Genomic DNA, 16,425 nt, shown 5'->3' with positions numbered 1-16,425 from the left:
CCGACGTCCGGTACGACCCACCGCACTTCTGGCCAGTCCCTCGAGGGAGTCTCCCCGCCGTCTCCCTGCGGACTCCCGTACGGAACGCCTCGAAGTCCCGCCCGTCCGGCTGCGATACACCGTGCCGGTAGATGTCCGGGGTAGGACCTTGAAACCGTAACGAGCGGCTCGTGTTGGGCTTCTGCCGCTCATCAGCACTCTTGAGGTGGGACCTACATCTTGCGTACACCCATGCCGCCATCGCCGCCGTCCTCACAGCCGGCGCACTCGCCGCGCTGACCGCCGGTCCGGCCCAGGCCACAGAATACTCCTCCGAAGGTTCGCGGCGTCCAGTACGACGCGCCGTGCCGTGATTCCAGCAACTGCAGCACGGGCAACACCCGTGACGGGTACCTGACTATCACTCGATACGCCGTTCGTCCGTGGCACCCTCAAGACCTGGATCTCTCCCGAGGACTTGCGGCAGTGGCAACAGGCTCTGGACTCGCTCGACGCGGGCCAGGACATCGCCTGGCGCGAGGGAAGACGCGCCCCGTGGCTGTTCATCGAACTCGACGAAGACGACGACCGGTGCCAGATCACGATCAAGGACTACTCCATGTCCCTGACGACAGTGACGGTCACCGTCCCACTGGCCGACGCCTGGTTCGACGACGCGTACCGACGCCTGGACTTGGTCTGGGAGACCTGGTCCATGACCGAAGACTGAACCATGGCCGACGAACGAGATCGCCATGCTCATTGGGCTGCCACGGGCTTGATCCACAGGTCTTGACTATTGCTCCCGCTGCTGGCTGCAACTGGGTCGTAGACGAAGTACACGAAGCACGTCACGCCAGCCCAGACCAGGAGCGGCAAGAAAGAGCCACGCAGCACCGGCCAGAACGTGATCCGTTCCGGCAACGGCGGCAGCACGCGTTCATTCCACACCCCGATGTGGTTCCTGGTCACACAGTGCTCAAGCCGCATGGAGCCATCACACCACCGACAGTCGGGACCCGCCGCTCGAAGGCGAGACGACCCGCGGCGTCCCATACGACCAGCTCGCCGTCCAGCGAGGTCGCATCCGGTGCCTGCGCGGCCCCAGCCCCAATCTCCGGAAACGCCGAAGCATCTCGGTGCCGCGCCTCGACCGCAGCACCACCCGGCCCGTGTCCACGGAGAGCAGGGCCCGGTCGACGACCCGGGCGATCTGGGCACGGCCACGGGGTCTTCGGCGAACCAAGGTCGCAGATCGATGGTGGGGAGGGTCACACAACCAACTCTCCAGTGCCGGACCCTTCGGACAAGGGGCCCCGCGCCGGACAAAATTCCAGTTTTCCTGCGGGATCGACGAGTTGAAGTCTTTCATGGTGCGGGCAAAACAGACAGGGGATCGCCGATCGGCCGATCCGGAGCAGGGGGAGCCTTGATGACTGGGCAGGACGGCACGGCGCCAACCGAGTCGGACGGCGACGACCTCACACCGGACGACGGCCGGTTACTCGTCGAATTCCCGCCGGGGCGCGGCATCAGGCAGGTCGCGGTCGGTCCCGCCGACCTGCTCCGCCGCTCGGAGGACGCGGTGAACGCCGCCATGGGAACCATCCGTTCCATGGCACAGCGGGTCAATGCAGCAGTCGGCACGCTGCCGCGACGGCCGGACGAGGTGGAGGTCGAGTTCGGTATCACGTTGGACGCCGAGAGCGGCGCGATGATCGCCAAGGCGGGTGTCGGCGCGGCGCTCACGGTGCGGCTCACCTGGAGCGCGGACAGTCCATGACGGGAGAGCCGAACTCCGGATACCAGGTCAGACTGCAGAATGTAAGGCTCATTACCGTAAGGGTCGCTCTCTCCGACAGCGGGGAGACGTTGGGCAGCGGCGTGGCCATCGCGAGCCGGGGGCTCGTGGTCACCTGCCGCCACGTACTGGAGGCGGGCGGGCTGGACGTACGGGCGTCCGAGCCTCCGGAGGTCGACATCCACTTCCCGGCCGTGGACCACTGGAAGGCCGTCACCCGCCGGGCCAGGGTGGTCGCCTATTGCCAGGACAACGACGACGACATCGTCTGCCTCAAGACTGAGACCCCGATCCCCAACAGCCGAGTGGCCGTACTCGGCGATGCCGCAGCATCTGCATGGAACGAGTTCATCGGCTACGGGTACCGCAGGCTGGGCAAGTACCAAGGGCTCCTCGCCCAGGGGACGATCATGGGCGAGATCGAGGCTCCGGAGGGTCACGCCCTGCTGAAGGAGCCCGTCCAGCTCCGGTCGGCGGGCATCGCCGAGGGCATGAGCGGAGCCCCGGTGCTCGACCGCGTGCGCAACCTGGTCGTCGGCATGGTCTCCGAGAAATGGGGCTCGTCGGGAGCGGCCGAGGACCGCGACACCGCCTGGGCGGTCAACGCCCACCTCGTCACCTTCCCGCCGTTCTCGCTGGTCATCCGGGCCGACCCGTTGCCGATGCAGCATGCGGAACCGCCTCAGATGGACGACGAACTACTCCGCAGGGTTCAGCTGCCGCGGTCCCACCGGCTGGAGGACGCGCCCGCCTTGCTGAACGAGTGGGTGGGGCGTGAAGCGCTCCTCGCCGAGACCGACCGGGTGGCGGACGACCCGGAGACCTTGGTCGTCGGGCTGATCGGCTTCGGCGGCGAGGGCAAGACCACCATCGCCCGCCAGTGGCTCGAAAGCCGGCGCAGAGCGGCCCGGGTCGACGCCGACCAGGACGCGCAGCCGTCCCGCATCTTCTGGTGGACCTTCGCCGAACGCTCCGGGGCAGACGACTTCCTGGAAGCCGCGCTCGACTACGTCAGCGGCGGCCGGATCACCTCCGAGGACTGCGGCGACGGACGGGCCCGCGCCGAGATCATCGCCTCGCTGCTGAGCACCCAGCCGTACATCTTCGTGCTGGACGGGCTCGAAGCCGTACAGGAGCAGCGCGGCGACCACTACGGGGCCATACTCAGCCCGGATCTGCGGGATTTCCTCACCTTCTTCGCCACACCCGGCCACCCGTCCTTCTGCCTGATCACCTCGCGTGCACCAGTGGTCGACCTCATCTCCTTCGTGACCCACCGGCAGATCGACGTCCCCTCGCTGACCGCCCAGGCGGGCCGTGAACTCCTGGCGACGCTGGGGGTACGCGGCTCCGACGCGGCACTCGAGCGGGTGGCCCACCAGTGGGGCGGGCACGCGCTCACCCTCAGCCTGATCGCGGCCTATCTGGTCAAGCGGTACGGAGGTGACGTGCGCCGGGTCGCCACCTTGCCGCGACCGGATCCGGCCCTGCCCCGCGGGGAGCTGGTACGGCGCATCCTGAGGGAGTACGACGCGTGGCTGTCGGAGAACGAGCGCGAACTGCTCATCGGGTTCAGCGTCTTCCGCACCCCGGTGGGGGAGGAGGCTCTGGAGGCCGTGCTCCCGCAGAACGCGCAAAGCGTCCAGGACGTGCAGGGCGTGCAGGGGGACGTGCAGTGCGGCTCGGCGCTGCCCGTCGCCCATGCCGCCGCACTGGTTCATCTCGTCGACGCCCGGGTGGTGCGGCGCGACCAGGGCGGCCGGCTCGGCACCCACCCCCTGATCCGCGACTACTACTACAAGTCGGCGCGCAGCAGCGTGGACCACACCCGCCTCCACGAGTGGGCCAAGCGCTACTACATGCGCATCGCCGACGCACGCACCGACCCCCCTGCCACACTCGACGGCCTCGATCCACTGATCGAGGCCGTCCATCACGCGTGCCGCTCCGGCGCGTACGCCGAGGCGTATCTGCTCATCACGGACCAGCTGTACGCAGGCGATCGAGGCCTGATCACCCGTGAACTCAGCGCGTACGACACGGTCCTGTCCTGCTTCACCGACTTCTTCCCGCGGGGCGACTTCCGGCGCGAGCCCTTCACGGCTGGCGGTGACCCGGAGATGCGCGGCTGGGTCCTGCACGAGGTCGCCACCGGTCTCCAGATGCTGGGGCGCCTGTGGGACGCGGTGGTCATACTGCGCCGGGCCGAGGCGGCCTTCCGCGGTCTCGGCCGCTACCACCAGGCTGCGGTCAGCTGCCAGAACCGGGTCGAACTGCACTTGGCTCTCGGACAGTTGGCTGGCGCGGAGGAGGCCATCGAGAGTGCCTTCGAACTTGCACGGCGGGCGGGTGACCGTGAGGACGAACTGGTCGCCGAGACCCTGAGCGGCACGCTGCACCACTATCGGGGCGACCACGACGCCGCGGAGGAAGCCTTCGCGTCCGCGCTGCGCCTGGCTCGGGAGTTCACCCCGATCCCCCTCCTGTACAGCTGGAGCGGCATCCATTACGCGGAACATCTGCGCACGACCGGACGGGCCGCGGCCGCACGCCGGGCCCTGGAGGCCAATCTGACCGTCTGCCGACGGGCCGGCTGGACCGCCGACGAGGCCGCCTGCCTGATCGGACTGGGGGACCTGGCGCTGGACGAGGCGGGTCCGCCCCGCGGCGGTCCGGACAGTGACCCGCGCACCCCCGCCGAGACGGAGGCGCTGCAGCGGGCCCGGACCCACTTCGAAGCGGCCCACGCCATTGCGCGCGGCATCACCCGCCGGGACGTGTTGATCGGTTCGCTGCTCGCGCGATGCCGCCTGGCCGCGGCCACGGGCCGGTCCGCGAGCGCACGTGGGGACGCGGACCAGGCGCTGGCGATGGCGGGCAACGGCGGATACCGGGTCGCGGAGGTGGAGGCCCGGATCGCCCTGGCCCGTGTCTACCAGGACGTGAGCGACGAGGAGGCCGCCTGGGACGAGATCAGCCGAGCCTCCGAGCTGGCCCGGGAGATCGGCTACCGCCGGGGCGAGGAAGCCGCCGCGGCGGTGGAGAGCAGCCTCGGAGGCAATAGCTGGGCGTAGGTCAGGCGTCGGCCGCGGTTTCGTCGCCGTCGGAGGCGTACGAGGAGAGTTCCCCCGCGAGCGAGTCCAGTAGGGCTGCCGGAATCCGGCCGTCCATGGCCGTTGTCTCCCGGTGGGGTACGGGCTCCGGCGGCTCTGCCGCCTCCTCGGTGTCCGGCCCGTCGTCCTGCGTGGATGTCATCGATCCGCTCCTCTCCGCGACCAGAGTGGTTCACCGCGGGACCATCATGCCGCCGCCTCCCGAACAGGGCACCCTGTTGCCGAGAATGTTGTGCCGGACACGCGCTCCGCGGCTACCCGGACCGAGCGCTGCGCGCTCATTCGCACCGGGGGCCTGGCAGCCGCAGACACATGCTCGGAATCGAGGGGAGACGCCCGACGCGATGCTCGCCGGCGGCTCCTCTCCCACTCCTCTTCCACGCGATAGCCGTGGAGAGGGTGTGGCGGGCTCGCCGGCAGTGTTCGCTCAAGTGGCCCGGAAGCAAAGGCTCTAGGGGCCCCGAATTATGCTTGGCGATCGGACAGGCGGCTGTCGGGCGAGGGCCGCCGGACTGGGGCAGGGACGGGGGCTCGCTCGCGAATACACGGCCGCTCCCGCCAAGCCGGTTCCCGCATCACTGCGCCCTGGCTGGGAACTGGTCACCCAACTAGACTCCAGGCGTGCTGACGACGACGGAGACTCTCCGGTGTAGGGCAGTGCCCGGGGCGGTCGGCAATTGCAGACGTCGGCGCCGGATGCTGGTCGAGATCCGCCGTGTCATGGTGACGAGTTCAGGGGGACAGGAATGAGCGACGAGGCGTCGACCTCGAGGGTCACCGAGGGGCTTACTTTGCTGGGCCGGCCGGTGCGCGGCTCCATCGGGCCCGAGGCGATCGAGACGATCGCCAGCGCTCCCGGAATCAACGAGATCGCATTTGTCTCGAACGAATTGACCGCGTTGTGCCCCATGACCGAGCAGCCCGACGTCTATTCGATCCGCATTTCTTACAGACCTCGAGAGCGTGCTATCGAGCATAAATCGCTCAAGCTGTACCTCTTCGGGTTTCGCAATCGCGGCATATTTGCTGAACACCTCGCCGCAGAAGTCGCTCAGGACCTCGCTTCCGTCGTCGACGTGCCGGTGCGCGTCCAGGTCACCCAGCAGCCTCGTGGTGGACTTTCCCTGGAAGTGGATGCGGAAGGAACCCCACGGGCATCCTCCTCATCGTGAAGCAATCCGGTGCACTCGTCGCCGACTTCAGAAGAATCGACGAAGGCCAGCCAGTTCCCGTAGGGGTCCACGGTCCACCTGATGCGGCGGGCCGAGGCGTGGCTCTCCGGCGCGAGTTTGTCCGTGGCCCGGGTGGGGGGCCAGCCGGCGCTGACCGCTCGACCGTAGCCGAACGAGATGGCGACCAGTTGGCCCCGGTTCGTGTCGTGCCGGAAGCCGCCGGCCAGCAGAACGTGCCCCACCGGCACGTGCACGGAGCGGCCGCGGGAGCGGTCAAACATGCCCGCCTTTCTGCTGAGCCTCTGGCATGACCAAGCCAGGAGACTCGGGCGCAGACATCGCCCGCATCGCGCTGCTCGCTACAGAGTAAGCGCCAAGAAGCCTGCGGGAACTGGGACGTGTCAAAACGCCGGGTGGACCCCTCCTGGAGGGAGAGGAACGCCTGCGGCTCTGGGCCTTCGCTAACGCCGAGGTGCGCAACTGGATGCCAGGGAAAGAGCAGAACTGCCGACCGCCCTGGGCCGCGCAATGAACAACCACCAGCCTTGTGCCGCGAGCGGCTTGACTGCCTCCCGGCAGGCTCTTGTCTTGCCGGTCGAGGACAAAGGGTCCACGACAGGCCGAGAACTGTGGCGACGTCCTCCTCCTGGAACGCCCGCATATCGAGGCCCTGATCGCCGGCCTTTCACCGCCCCGTACCTCTTCGACAGGCCTGTCGGTCACCAGCCGCCGTGGCCGTACGCCTCCTCGCCGACCTCCTGCCCACCGCACTGGGCAAGGGGGAGCCCAGTGGATGCAGTCGCGAACGACGGCGACGAACGCTTCGAGCGCCAGGAGTCGTTCGTCGGGAATGCTGATCAGTCGCCGGTGACGGCGAGGCGACTGGCGAGTTCCACTCGGGACCGTACGTGCAGTTTGGCGTAGATGTGGCTGAGATGGTAATCGACTGCCTCATCGGCGCCCTCGAACTTAATTCCGCCGCAGGGCAAGCAGTCCGCCGACTCCAGGGATTGCGGCGCGCCAGCGGGCGCCCGTCGAGGCGGCAGGGATTCCAGGCAGCAGTCCCAGTGTTCGGTCCCTGCAGCGGCGTTGCATGCCGGAGTGGCTTTCCGTCACGAGGACGATGACTCGAACCTCACCACCCGGCGCTCGTCCGCCGACTGTCCGTCGGGCGGCCTGTGGGCCCCGCGGGTCCCCACAGGCCCGCCCGCCCTGCGTCTCCGAGGCAGATCGCCCGGGCTCTTGCATTGAGGGCAAGCAGTTGTGGGTAATTGCGACGCATGGGAGCCGGAGCGTGGATATCGCTGGTCGCTACAGTCACCGTGTTGCTCATAGGGGCGTGGCTCGTCTGGTACAGCGAATGGGGGCCAGGCTCGGAGCCGGGCCGACAGCAGGACTACGGGGCAGACAACACCAGCGGCGGTGGCGGAGGCGGATGACCGAAAGCGGGCTTTCTCCGACATAAGCGAAGCCGTCGCGGTGCTGCACCACAGCAGCAGTGCCGACCTGATCACCGAAATTGCCGCCATGGTCGTGCCGTTCGCGCCGCGCCTGGCTAACGAGTTCGTGCACGGTAAGGGGTGAGACGTCGAGTCTGGATGGTTGATCATGGTCAGGTGGTGGGGAACTCGACGCGTGTGGTGATCATCAACAATCGGCGGATCACGGGTCTGACTGCCGGAGTGATTGCTGAACTCGTCGATGAGGTCGGCCCTTTGTCGCAGGAGCGTCACCAGGCGAGGCTTGCCGCTCGCGTGAGGAAGCGGGCCGTGGGCGCCGGCGTGAAGCACCGGCTGGTCTTCCTCGACCGGCTCCTGGCCACGCTCGTCCATGTTCGTCAGGGGGCACTCATGACGTACTGGCCTGCTGGTTCGGAGTGGACCGCTCAACCATCACCCGGGCCATCGGTGAGGTGCGGCCCTTGCTCGCCGAGCGGGGGTGCACCGTCAGTCCTGACATGCGGCTGCGGTCTCTGGCCGAGGTCGTCGACCATCTCGGCGCGAGCGGGACGACCGGCATCGTCGACGGCACCGAGATCCGGGTCCGTCGGCCCGCCGCCGGACGCAAGGACCCACCCGGCCACCGCCTCGTCGTCCCGCTCGATGGCGCGTCGAGCCGGAACCTGGCAGGACCAGCCGTTGCGCACCAGGAGCTTGCGCACGCCCTGGATCGTGTAGGTCAGGTGGAAGCGCCGGCCGATCACCGTCTTCACACGGCTCTGGGTCCAGCGTTGGTCTTCCCAGCCGTGCGCGGCCGGTCCCTTGGCCAGCTCCGCCTCCAGCTGGGCGAACCGCTTCTGGCTCAGCCTCGGCAGCGACGCCGGCCCCTGTGACCGCAGAGCCCTCGGACCGCCCTCGTCCCACATCTGCCGCCATCGCTGCACCGAGCGGACGCTGACCCGTAGGTCCCTGGCGATTACCGAGCTCGCCTCGCCCTTGGCGAACCTCTCGGCCGCCTTGAGTCGTAACTCCTCGCGGAACTGCTGCCGTTCAGCGGTCAGCCCGCCCCCTTGTGGATACCGCATGTCCCGGTGATACCGCACGCGCGACGAGCCGTCAGCCCCTACGACTCCACGAGTTCAACCTCAGTAATCGCCGACGCCGACGCCCCGTACCCGGCCTGCCCGGCAGGGTACGGGGCCGCCGGGCGGGGCACGGCGGTCAGGGGCTGATGCTGTCGCGGCACGACCGTGCCTCGATCTCTTCGGGTTTCGGCTTATGGCTGCTGATCCAGGCCCGGTTCTCCTCGGTGAGGGCGGGCAGAGACGTCTCGACGTCCCTGATCCAGGTGCTGGTGCCCACGTGCTTCTTGAGCCACGCCTCGAGCTTGCGGCAATCCGCCGGATGCCCCTTCGGCAGCCCGATCCCGTAGTACTGCGGTGCTCCTATCGTCACGTCCGGCACCACGCGCAGGCCCTCCTTCTCGTAGTGCCGGGCGAAGCCGTACAGGATGGCCTGGTCGGTCGAGACGGCCATCACCTGGCCGGTGAGGAGCTGCTCGATGCAGTCCGACGCGTCGGTGAGGATGACCGGCTCCGCCCCGGACGTATCCCTGATGCCGTCCAGCGCCTCCTGCGAGGTGGTTCCCTGCCAGGTGCAGATCCTGGTGCCGCTCAGATCCTCCAGCTCCTGCACGTCGGCGCCCGCCGGGCCGACGAGGAATCCCTGCCGGGTCTTGAGATAGGGGCCCACGAAGTCGATCAGGTCCATCCGCTCGGCGGTGATGGAGAACGAGGCGATCGTCATGTCGGCCTTGCGCTCAAGCAGTTGGGTGACCCGGTCGCCAGAGGAGACGTCGACGGGATCGCTGAACGCGACGTCGAGCTCCCCCTGGACGTTCTGGAGCAGGAGGAAGTCCAGTCCCGAACGGTCGTAGTTCAAGGAGTACGAGATACCGGGCAGGTCGTTGTGCATCGCGACCGTGATCCGCTTCGCGCCGAGGAACTCCGGCTCCGGCTCCGTGGAGGAGCAGGAGGCGAGGTTCGCCAGCAAGGCCACGGCGGCGGCAATCCCGAACACACGGCCGGGCAGGCGGAGGGCCGAGCGCCTGGTTTTTGAGGTGGCAGCCACAGTGTCCTCTCAGTCGTGAAGTACGGCGTCTTCGACGAACAGGTTCATCAGGCATCCCTCGTCGGTCAGCAGAGTGATCCGCACGTCGATCTCGCCCTGCAGCCCGCCCAGCGGGAACTCGATCGTCCGCCCGCTCTCCACGTTCTCGACGCGGGTGCTCGCGTTGCCCCGCAGCTGGGCGGAGTAGCGGGTTTCGGGTGCGCAGAACTGCGACGACCGGGCTGCGTCGCGGATCGTGAGCGTCAGCCGCAGCCGTGAGCGGTCGGCGGGGCTGTCGACGACGAGCCGCAGCCGGGAGCCGTTCGTGACCGTGCCGGCGGTGATACCGGTCCGCCCCGTGACGTCGATCTCGCCGTGTTCCGAGAGATGGTCCATGCCGATCGTGCCGGCGACCGCGCAGATCACCGCCGTCGCCGACATCAGGACGCGCCAGTGACGGGCCCGCTTCTCGCCCGAGGGCGAGATCAGCCGTACGAGTGCCAGGCCGACAGCGGCGACGATGGCGAGGTAGACCCACAGGAACTGGCGCAGTGGCCCGTCGGGTGCGCTGATCAGGGCGTAGCTGCCGAGCGAGACGACCAGCAGGAACGGCGGCCAGTTCCAGCCGCCCCAGCTTTTCGCTTTGTCGGCGAACTCGACTACATCACCGACGAAGACGCTGAGGAACAGCTTTCCGACGAAGCCGATCGCCGGTGAGTTGTCCCCGGAGGTGACGGTTCCGCCCTGTGTCGGCGGCTCGGCCCTCAACTACCGCCGCCCTGGTCCGGACGGGGGTTGAAGTAGAAGTTGGCCGTGTCCAGCTTTCCGATCGTCGGCGAGCCGTCGCCGTGCGACGTCACCTGGATCCGGTCGCCCGCGTGGTACTCGCGATGCGCGATTTCGATCTGCGTCCGCAGGGACCGGGCGCTCAGATCGTCGCCGTCGGTCATCCATTCCCCGATCGCGCCTTCCAGGATCTCCCGGTCGTCCGGGGAGAGTTCCGCGATGGTTGTGGCAGCGGCGGCGTCCTGTTCCGTCCGCGGCGGGTCGTCGGCGCCTCTGCGCAGCACTCTGCCAAGCAGCACCCGCCCCCTCTCCACGGCGCTGTCCGCCAGCCTGTTCTGCGCTGAGTCGACGACGGCGCCGGCGAAGGACGTCGCGGCGGAGCTGACGAACGGCGCGATGACAGCCGCGGCTGTCAGTAATTCGGACATGGGACCCCCTCAGAACCTTCTTGAACTCTACACAACGCGGAGTGCGGCAATGGTCACTTCATGTAACGACAACCACGGCCGAGGCAGCCCTGTCGGCGTACGCCGCGCAGCGGATCAGCTGATGGCCGCACGTGCGCGGGACGCCTGCAGGCGTGCGGCGTCGCCAAGGGTGGCGTCGCGCATCACGGCGTCGAGGTGGACAAGTGTGTCTCGGCGAGTACGTTCGCGCGCCTCGGCTCTCTCTGTCGGGGAATAGGGCGGTGGGACCGTTCCCGGGATATCCGGTCTGGGAGGTAGATACACGGGGTTCAGGGTGACGAGCAGGCTGGGGTTGTCCGCTACGGCGGTGAAGGCTTCCAGGCCGCGTTCATCGCAGAGTCTTACCAGCGTCTCGGCGGCCCGCAGTCTCTCTGCGCCCGGTTCCGTGTGAGCTCCGAGAGCCATGTAGGCAAGCGTGGCGCGTGCGGCGGCCTCCGCCTCGGGGCAGATGCGGGTGCCGAGCGCTGCCTGCAGGGCGATGAAGGTGCCGCCTTTGGCGCCGCCCGTCCTGGCGACGCGCATAAGCCTCTTCTTGACAGCGACGCCCTTGTCGTTGGCGAGGTCCAGCACGAAGCCGGCGTAGGACATGTCTTCGCGCTCACGAGCGGATGCCTCGTCTGCTCCCAGATGCCTGTCCAGGGAGTGCCCGCGGACTGTCATGCGCCAATCCCTGGGGCCGAACGGCCAAGTGCCGGGCAGTGACATCCAACCCCTGTTGAGCAGGCGACGTGTCGCCCGAACGCTTTCCTTCTTGTCGCGGGTGGCGTAGCAGGCGGCATGGAACTCAAGGAATGTGCGGTGCGGGAAGGCCAGTTGCCCATTCTCGACGGACAGCAGGCCGGTGGAATTGAGTAGGCAGGCTACGAACTGGTTCCATTCCGGCCTCCGCGCCGGGGCGGGCGGCCGGGCGAGGGGGTGGCTGGTCACCGCGTCGAGTGTGGGGGTCAACTCCTCGAAGAACATCTGGCACGCGAGGGAGTTGATCAGTTTGGGGAGGTTGTTGCACGTGCTCTCCGCAGCGGCTCTGACAGCCTGCCTGTCGGGGATGTGCTGGAAACTTGCTTCCAGCGCCTCGATGGCTTGTCGTTGGATGTCGGCGACGCGCTTGTGGGCGTTTCGCCGGTACATTTCTTCAACAAAGCGGCCGTATACGTTGCTGCGTCCTTGGGGGAGACGCCGGCCGGGGGCAACCGCGTACAACTGGCACAACATGGATGCCATGAGCGGAGCGCGGGCCAGTTCATCCAGACCGGCTTCCGCGATCAGGGTGATGAATTGCTCAGTGTGATGGTCCGGGTTGCCCAGGGACCGGAACCGATCTTGCGCGTATGACCGCAGGTCATCGGGAAAGAAGGGCTGAAGTTCGAAGCGCGTCGCCTCGGTCTTCCAGGTGGCGACGTCACCGGGGGGAATCTGGCGGGTGGCCACGACGATCCGGTACAGCGTTCCTCTTGCCGCCTGGGCCAGTCGATCCAGCAGGCTCGCGCGCGCTGCGTGATCGGCGATCTCGTCCAGGCCGTCGACCAAGACGAGCCAGGTGGCTTGCGGATCAGGGCACTGTTCGAAGAAGTCCGCGGTCAAGGACACATCCGGAGGCAGGTACTGCCCGAGCAACTCATGGACGGCTTCGGCCATGGCCTCAGGCAACGGCTCCGATCCGGTCAGCTTGACGGCGGGGACGAGGACCGGAACTGCGGTGGCACGCTTGCGTTTGCCGTCCGTCCTCTCGTCCGCGGCGTCCAGGACGTGGATGCGCAGGAGGGTCGACTTGCCGCATCCCGGCGGTCCGATGAGCAGGCTCAGGGGGCTCTCGGACGTGAAGACGTCGAGAGCGGACACCTCCACACCCGTGGTGGCCGGCGCCGGCGCGAGCCCCGGTGATGCGAGCTCGGTCTGATCCCGCACGGGCAGGGTGAGGGCCCGTTGAGGCACGTAGCCCTCGGGCAGCGGCAACGGATCGGGGGCATCCTCCAGCCCCGGGTACGGGTGGATACGTGCGAAGCTCGCTGCAGCTACCAGGTAGGGGGACAGACGTGGGTCGGTGCCCGGCGGCTGATCCCTGCGAGCCTGTTCCCACAGCCAGTGCCACCAGGAGCACCATTGGGCACGCAATTCCTCGTAGCTGCGGAGTCGCTCCAGCTCGAAGGCTGTGACCGCGCCCCTACCGGGGTCCGCGGGGCGGGGCTTGAGCTTGTTGCAGGCGATGAGCAAGGCCTCGGCCAGCGCCCACACATGGTGGAAGGTGGAACCGGGGTCCCCCGCAAAACGTTCGCTGGCCCGCTTGACAGTCAGCTCCGGGACACTGTCGGGCAGCAGCTTGTTCGCCCTTGTGACGGCCTGTTTCTGCCCCAGCCCCGACTCATCCAGCAGTCGGCGCAACTCCCTCCGTAGGTACTCCCGTCCCCATCCGGGTTCGCCCTGTCTCTTCATCTCTCCCCCCTTCATGTGCCGGGCAGCATCCGGAAAATCCGTGTGCGCACTGATCCGACCTGCACTTTCGTGCTCCTATTCCGCTTCCTTCCGGATTCCGTGACGCCCCCTGTCAGGCCGGAGACGCTGCCGTCAGCCCGGTCGACCGGCCGGGACCACACCTCTGACACAAGGGAGCCGACACATGACCGGCATCACAGACTGGACGCTGGTGACGGACCGGCTGATCATGGCGATCACAGTGGTGCTACTCGCATACATCGCATTGAGGGACACCTCCGCCCAGGGCCGAGCCCGCGTGCTCACGGCGCTGTCCCAGGTGATCCACGCCCTGGCGGCGGTGGTCCGAGCCTTCTGGGGCAAGCAATGACCTGCTGCAAACCCCGGCATCCATCGACCCATGGCTCGACATGATGGCAGTGAAACCCGGTCGCTTCCGCCGTAACACCAAAACCGGACGCACCGCCCTCACTGTGGTGCCGTCGGCGGTCACGGGCGTGGGGTCACAGGCGAAGTCCTCGACTCAGAACAACGAGTTTCAGCTTCTGAACGGACCTGCCGAACGGGCCGCCCCCTTCAGGAGGCGCGGGCCGCGGCGTCACACGCCAGCGGAAAGCCGAAATTGCGTCCGCCCCGACGGCTCGGACGGAACGCGCGGCGGCTGACCGCGCTCGTGCGCACCCGTCCGATTGTCAGTTGCCTGAGGAGAGTTGTTGCTCAAGAGGTAGACCGGCGAGCCGATGCAGACCGACGTGATCGACACGTACGGGCACAAAGATCGAGATGGCCGCCTACGTGGTGTCCTCCGCCGCCCTCGCCTACCTTCCCGGGTGCACGCTCACGCTGCCGCCGGCGTGATCGGCGGCAGCGTGCGGTGGCCGGGGGCCGCGGTCGGCGTCGGGTGGCTGCGGTGTGGCGGCGCGCCGCGAAGAGCGCACTTGTGCCGACGGCCTACCGCCCGGCAGCCGAGGCGCCGCTCGCCAGCATCCCCGAGTACGCGGACGACCCGCTCGTGTCCTCCGGCATCACGGGCAATTCCGCCTCGTCGATCTTCGACTCGGCCCTCACCCGCGTTGACGGCCGCCATGTCAAGGTGGTCGCCTGGTACGACAACGAGTGGGGCTTCTCGAACCGCGTATCGACACACTCGAACTCTTCGCCACCCGCCAGCATCAACGACCTTCTGCAGGCCACTGGTTGACCACAACATCACACAGGCCCTGGTTGGCCCGTGTGATTCCTGGCTGCGCCATGGTCGCTGTCACAGTGTCACAAACGTGTTCGAAAACCGCTCCCGCTCGGTGTGAGCGGGCGGAAGCATCGCTCCCATGAGGCACGATCACCGGGACATTCCGACTCCCGGGGGCTTCTCATGGCTTATGCAGCTCGTTCACGCCGTACCACCGCCGTACTAGCCGCTCTTTCGCTCGGCATCATGGCACTGACCGCATGCAACGGCGACGCCGAGCAGGACAGGGCCGCTCCGAGTGCGAACCCGTCCGCTCCCGGTACGGACAAGGGCTCCGACAGGCCCTCGACGGCCGGCCCGGGTGACGGTGGCAGCGCCAGCGGGGGCTCCTCCGACAGCGGTGGCAGCACCCCGCCGTCGTCGCAGCCTGGGTCCGACGACGGCCAGGACGGAGGCGTGGGCATGTGCGAGACGACCGACTTGGGCTACAACGTCACCGTCGCGTCCAAGCCCGTCAACCACGCCTTGCTGACCGCGACGAACAAGGGCAGCGACCCCTGTCTGCTGCCGGCAAACGAGCTGGTGATCACGATTCCGGGGCTCGACGGCGCCGCCGAGCACGTGGGACCCGACGGCAAGGACTGGATCCTCAAGGCCGGCGAGAGCGCCTATGCCGGGATCATGTTCTCGCGCGCCGACACCGCGGGAGGCAAGAGCGCCAACAAGGTGGAGGTTGCGCTCACCCCTTCCGAGACCCCCACGACAGTGCCGATCAACGATGGTCCCGTCACGGTCAACGACGGTCAGGTCACCAGCTTCTTCAGCACCGCCGAGGACGCACTCACCTACTGATCACTCCGCCCTGGGCAGGACTGCCGTCCGAAGCGTGAGCGCATAGGGGGCGGGCCGAAGGACAGCGCCTTGAACCAGCTCAGACGAGAGCAGCTCTCGTGTCACACATGCTGCTGCGCCGCCCACAAAACGGTCCGTGATCAAGAACCTGATGCGGGCCGCGACGGCCGCCGCTCTCGCTGTCCTGCCCCTCACCACGACGGCGCGAGCGCGCTCACACCAACCGACCCTGGATGAGCAGCCGTTAGCCTCGCGCCTTCATGAAGCGGGTTGTCCGACGGGTGGTCAGGTAAGCGAATAGTCCGGCTCCGGGGCGCAGATACTTCTGCGACCGGAAGAGCTGTTCGCGCCGGACGTTCGTCGAGCATGTCGGCGGGCTGACGGAGCGGCACCGCCGTTCCAGCCTCCAGCTGACGGGCTGGCTGCGGTCGATCGCGGTGGAGCTGGGCGGGCGTCCGGCTGCTCGGCTGTGCCGTCGGTTGCGGCCGGCAGCGGCCGGACCCGGCTGCCAGGCTGCTGAAGCCACCAGCGGTGCCGGCGCGTGTCAACGCGTGGGAGGAGATCACCAGGAACCCGGGGGACTGGTCGACCGAGGACCTCCTCGAGAACCCGGGCGCATTCGAGGCCAGCGACGCCAGGTTCGCCCGGTTCCTCTAAGGGGCGGTCTCCGCAGACGTCCTCCTCGAAGAGCCGGCCCAGCGCCTCCCCGTGGACACGATCAACGCGCACGTCTGCGGTGCGGCCGTCGAGTTGCGAGAGACCGGGACCGAGGGGGTCTACCCACTTCTCCATGGTCTCCACCCGGCTCCCCGACAACCGGCGGCCGAAGTACGTCATCTTCGCCTCCTCACCAAGCCCGACGTCCGCTTCCTGTCCTCCTTCGACAACGACATTCAGATCATGGGGGACCCCGACAACGCCCTCGTCTACGACCGCCGGGTCACGGGCGACGGCATCCGCTGGCGAGACCTCCAGAACCGGTGGCAGGACACTCACCAGTCTCCAGGGTCTGTCAAACGATCGGCTCTGTTCCGTAGTCGGTGGTGACGGTGCGTTCTCCTTATTGGAGGAGGATGCGGTGACGGAGG

The 16,425-nt window shown here is 67.8% G+C and carries 15 protein-coding genes and 3 pseudogenes; 11 read left to right on the top strand and 7 right to left on the bottom strand.

All coding sequences use genetic code 11. The annotated features are described in order from the left end of the window. Positions 1-200 precede the first annotated feature (200 nt). Together IE198_RS35645 and IE198_RS28405 are read left to right on the top strand one after the other, a co-directional pair. Positions 201-414, top strand: a pseudogene (locus tag IE198_RS35645) (lamin tail domain-containing protein); the annotation flags it as partial. A gap of 43 nt (positions 415-457) precedes the next feature. Beyond that, the gene (locus IE198_RS28405) at positions 458-709 is read left to right on the top strand and encodes a DUF5959 family protein (RefSeq protein WP_229834412.1); all 252 of its coding nucleotides are present in this window, start codon (positions 458-460) and stop codon (positions 707-709) included. 29 nt (positions 710-738) lie between these two features. Here the strand turns inward: IE198_RS28405 and IE198_RS28400 are convergent, their stop codons facing one another. Continuing rightward, positions 739-969, bottom strand: a complete 231-nt coding sequence (locus tag IE198_RS28400; RefSeq protein WP_189891851.1) for a hypothetical protein — start codon at positions 967-969, stop codon at positions 739-741. A 442-nt stretch (positions 970-1,411) separates the two neighbouring features. On the opposite strand from IE198_RS28400, the gene IE198_RS28395 reads away from it, so the two are divergent. Then, positions 1,412-1,762, top strand: coding sequence for a CU044_2847 family protein (locus IE198_RS28395; RefSeq protein WP_189891682.1), 351 nt, complete (start codon positions 1,412-1,414; stop codon positions 1,760-1,762). Further along, positions 1,759-4,854 (top strand): trypsin-like peptidase domain-containing protein, encoded by a 3,096-nt coding sequence (locus IE198_RS28390; RefSeq protein WP_189891680.1) that lies wholly within the window; start codon positions 1,759-1,761, stop codon positions 4,852-4,854. Before IE198_RS28395 ends, IE198_RS28390 begins: the two co-directional genes overlap by 4 nt. A gap of 1 nt (position 4,855) precedes the next feature. On the opposite strand, the gene IE198_RS28385 is transcribed toward IE198_RS28390, so the two are convergent. Next, the gene (locus IE198_RS28385) at positions 4,856-5,035 is read right to left on the bottom strand and encodes a hypothetical protein (protein WP_189891678.1); all 180 of its coding nucleotides are present in this window, start codon (positions 5,033-5,035) and stop codon (positions 4,856-4,858) included. Positions 5,036-5,639: 604 nt separating this feature from the next. Between IE198_RS28385 and IE198_RS28380 the strand changes: the two genes are divergently transcribed. Together IE198_RS28380 and IE198_RS28375 are read left to right on the top strand one after the other, a co-directional pair. After that, positions 5,640-6,065: a preQ(1) synthase gene (locus tag IE198_RS28380; RefSeq protein ID WP_189891676.1), complete on the top strand. Its 426-nt coding sequence runs from the start codon at positions 5,640-5,642 to the stop codon at positions 6,063-6,065. Positions 6,066-7,487: 1,422 nt separating this feature from the next. Continuing rightward, complete coding sequence (locus IE198_RS28375; RefSeq protein ID WP_189891674.1) at positions 7,488-7,649, top strand: hypothetical protein; 162 nt, start codon at positions 7,488-7,490, stop codon at positions 7,647-7,649. A 472-nt stretch (positions 7,650-8,121) separates the two neighbouring features. Here IE198_RS28375 and IE198_RS28365 read toward each other — a convergent pair. From IE198_RS28365 to IE198_RS28345, 5 genes and pseudogenes are all read right to left on the bottom strand, one after another. Further along, positions 8,122-8,589: pseudogene (locus IE198_RS28365) on the bottom strand (transposase); the annotation flags it as partial. A gap of 136 nt (positions 8,590-8,725) precedes the next feature. Continuing rightward, positions 8,726-9,562, bottom strand: a complete 837-nt coding sequence (locus IE198_RS28360; protein ID WP_229834411.1) for a transporter substrate-binding domain-containing protein — start codon at positions 9,560-9,562, stop codon at positions 8,726-8,728. Positions 9,563-9,643: 81 nt separating this feature from the next. After that, entirely contained in the window at positions 9,644-10,381 is a 738-nt protein-coding gene (locus IE198_RS28355) for a hypothetical protein (RefSeq protein ID WP_189891670.1), read from the bottom strand. Continuing rightward, complete coding sequence (locus IE198_RS28350) at positions 10,378-10,827, bottom strand: hypothetical protein (protein WP_189891668.1); 450 nt, start codon at positions 10,825-10,827, stop codon at positions 10,378-10,380. Before IE198_RS28350 ends, IE198_RS28355 begins: the two co-directional genes overlap by 4 nt. Before the next feature lie 114 nt (positions 10,828-10,941). Then, entirely contained in the window at positions 10,942-13,245 is a 2,304-nt protein-coding gene (locus tag IE198_RS28345; RefSeq protein ID WP_189891666.1) for an NACHT domain-containing protein, read from the bottom strand. Positions 13,246-13,480: 235 nt separating this feature from the next. Here IE198_RS28345 and IE198_RS28340 point away from each other — a divergent pair, with 235 nt between their 5' ends. The 5 genes and pseudogenes from IE198_RS28340 (at position 13,481) to IE198_RS28325 (ending at position 16,384) form a co-directional block, all read left to right on the top strand. Then, positions 13,481-13,666 (top strand): hypothetical protein, encoded by a 186-nt coding sequence (locus IE198_RS28340; protein WP_189891664.1) that lies wholly within the window; start codon positions 13,481-13,483, stop codon positions 13,664-13,666. Between the two features lie 570 nt (positions 13,667-14,236). Then, positions 14,237-14,457, top strand: a pseudogene (locus IE198_RS35635) (type I glyceraldehyde-3-phosphate dehydrogenase); the annotation flags it as partial. Positions 14,458-14,731: 274 nt separating this feature from the next. After that, the gene (locus tag IE198_RS28330; RefSeq protein ID WP_189891662.1) at positions 14,732-15,337 is read left to right on the top strand and encodes a DUF4232 domain-containing protein; all 606 of its coding nucleotides are present in this window, start codon (positions 14,732-14,734) and stop codon (positions 15,335-15,337) included. 531 nt (positions 15,338-15,868) lie between these two features. Beyond that, on the top strand, positions 15,869-15,994 hold the full coding sequence (locus tag IE198_RS36190) for a hypothetical protein (protein ID WP_268246506.1): 126 nt from the start codon (positions 15,869-15,871) through the stop codon (positions 15,992-15,994). Between the two features lie 51 nt (positions 15,995-16,045). Further along, complete coding sequence (locus IE198_RS28325; protein WP_189891660.1) at positions 16,046-16,384, top strand: hypothetical protein; 339 nt, start codon at positions 16,046-16,048, stop codon at positions 16,382-16,384. Positions 16,385-16,425 lie beyond the last annotated feature (41 nt).

The sequence above is a fragment of the Streptomyces xantholiticus genome (assembly GCF_014651015.1).
In the GTDB taxonomy this organism is placed as follows: domain Bacteria; phylum Actinomycetota; class Actinomycetes; order Streptomycetales; family Streptomycetaceae; genus Streptomyces; species Streptomyces xantholiticus.
Note: the sequence above shows the minus strand (reverse complement) of the source record. Positions and strands in the feature narration are given on the sequence as shown.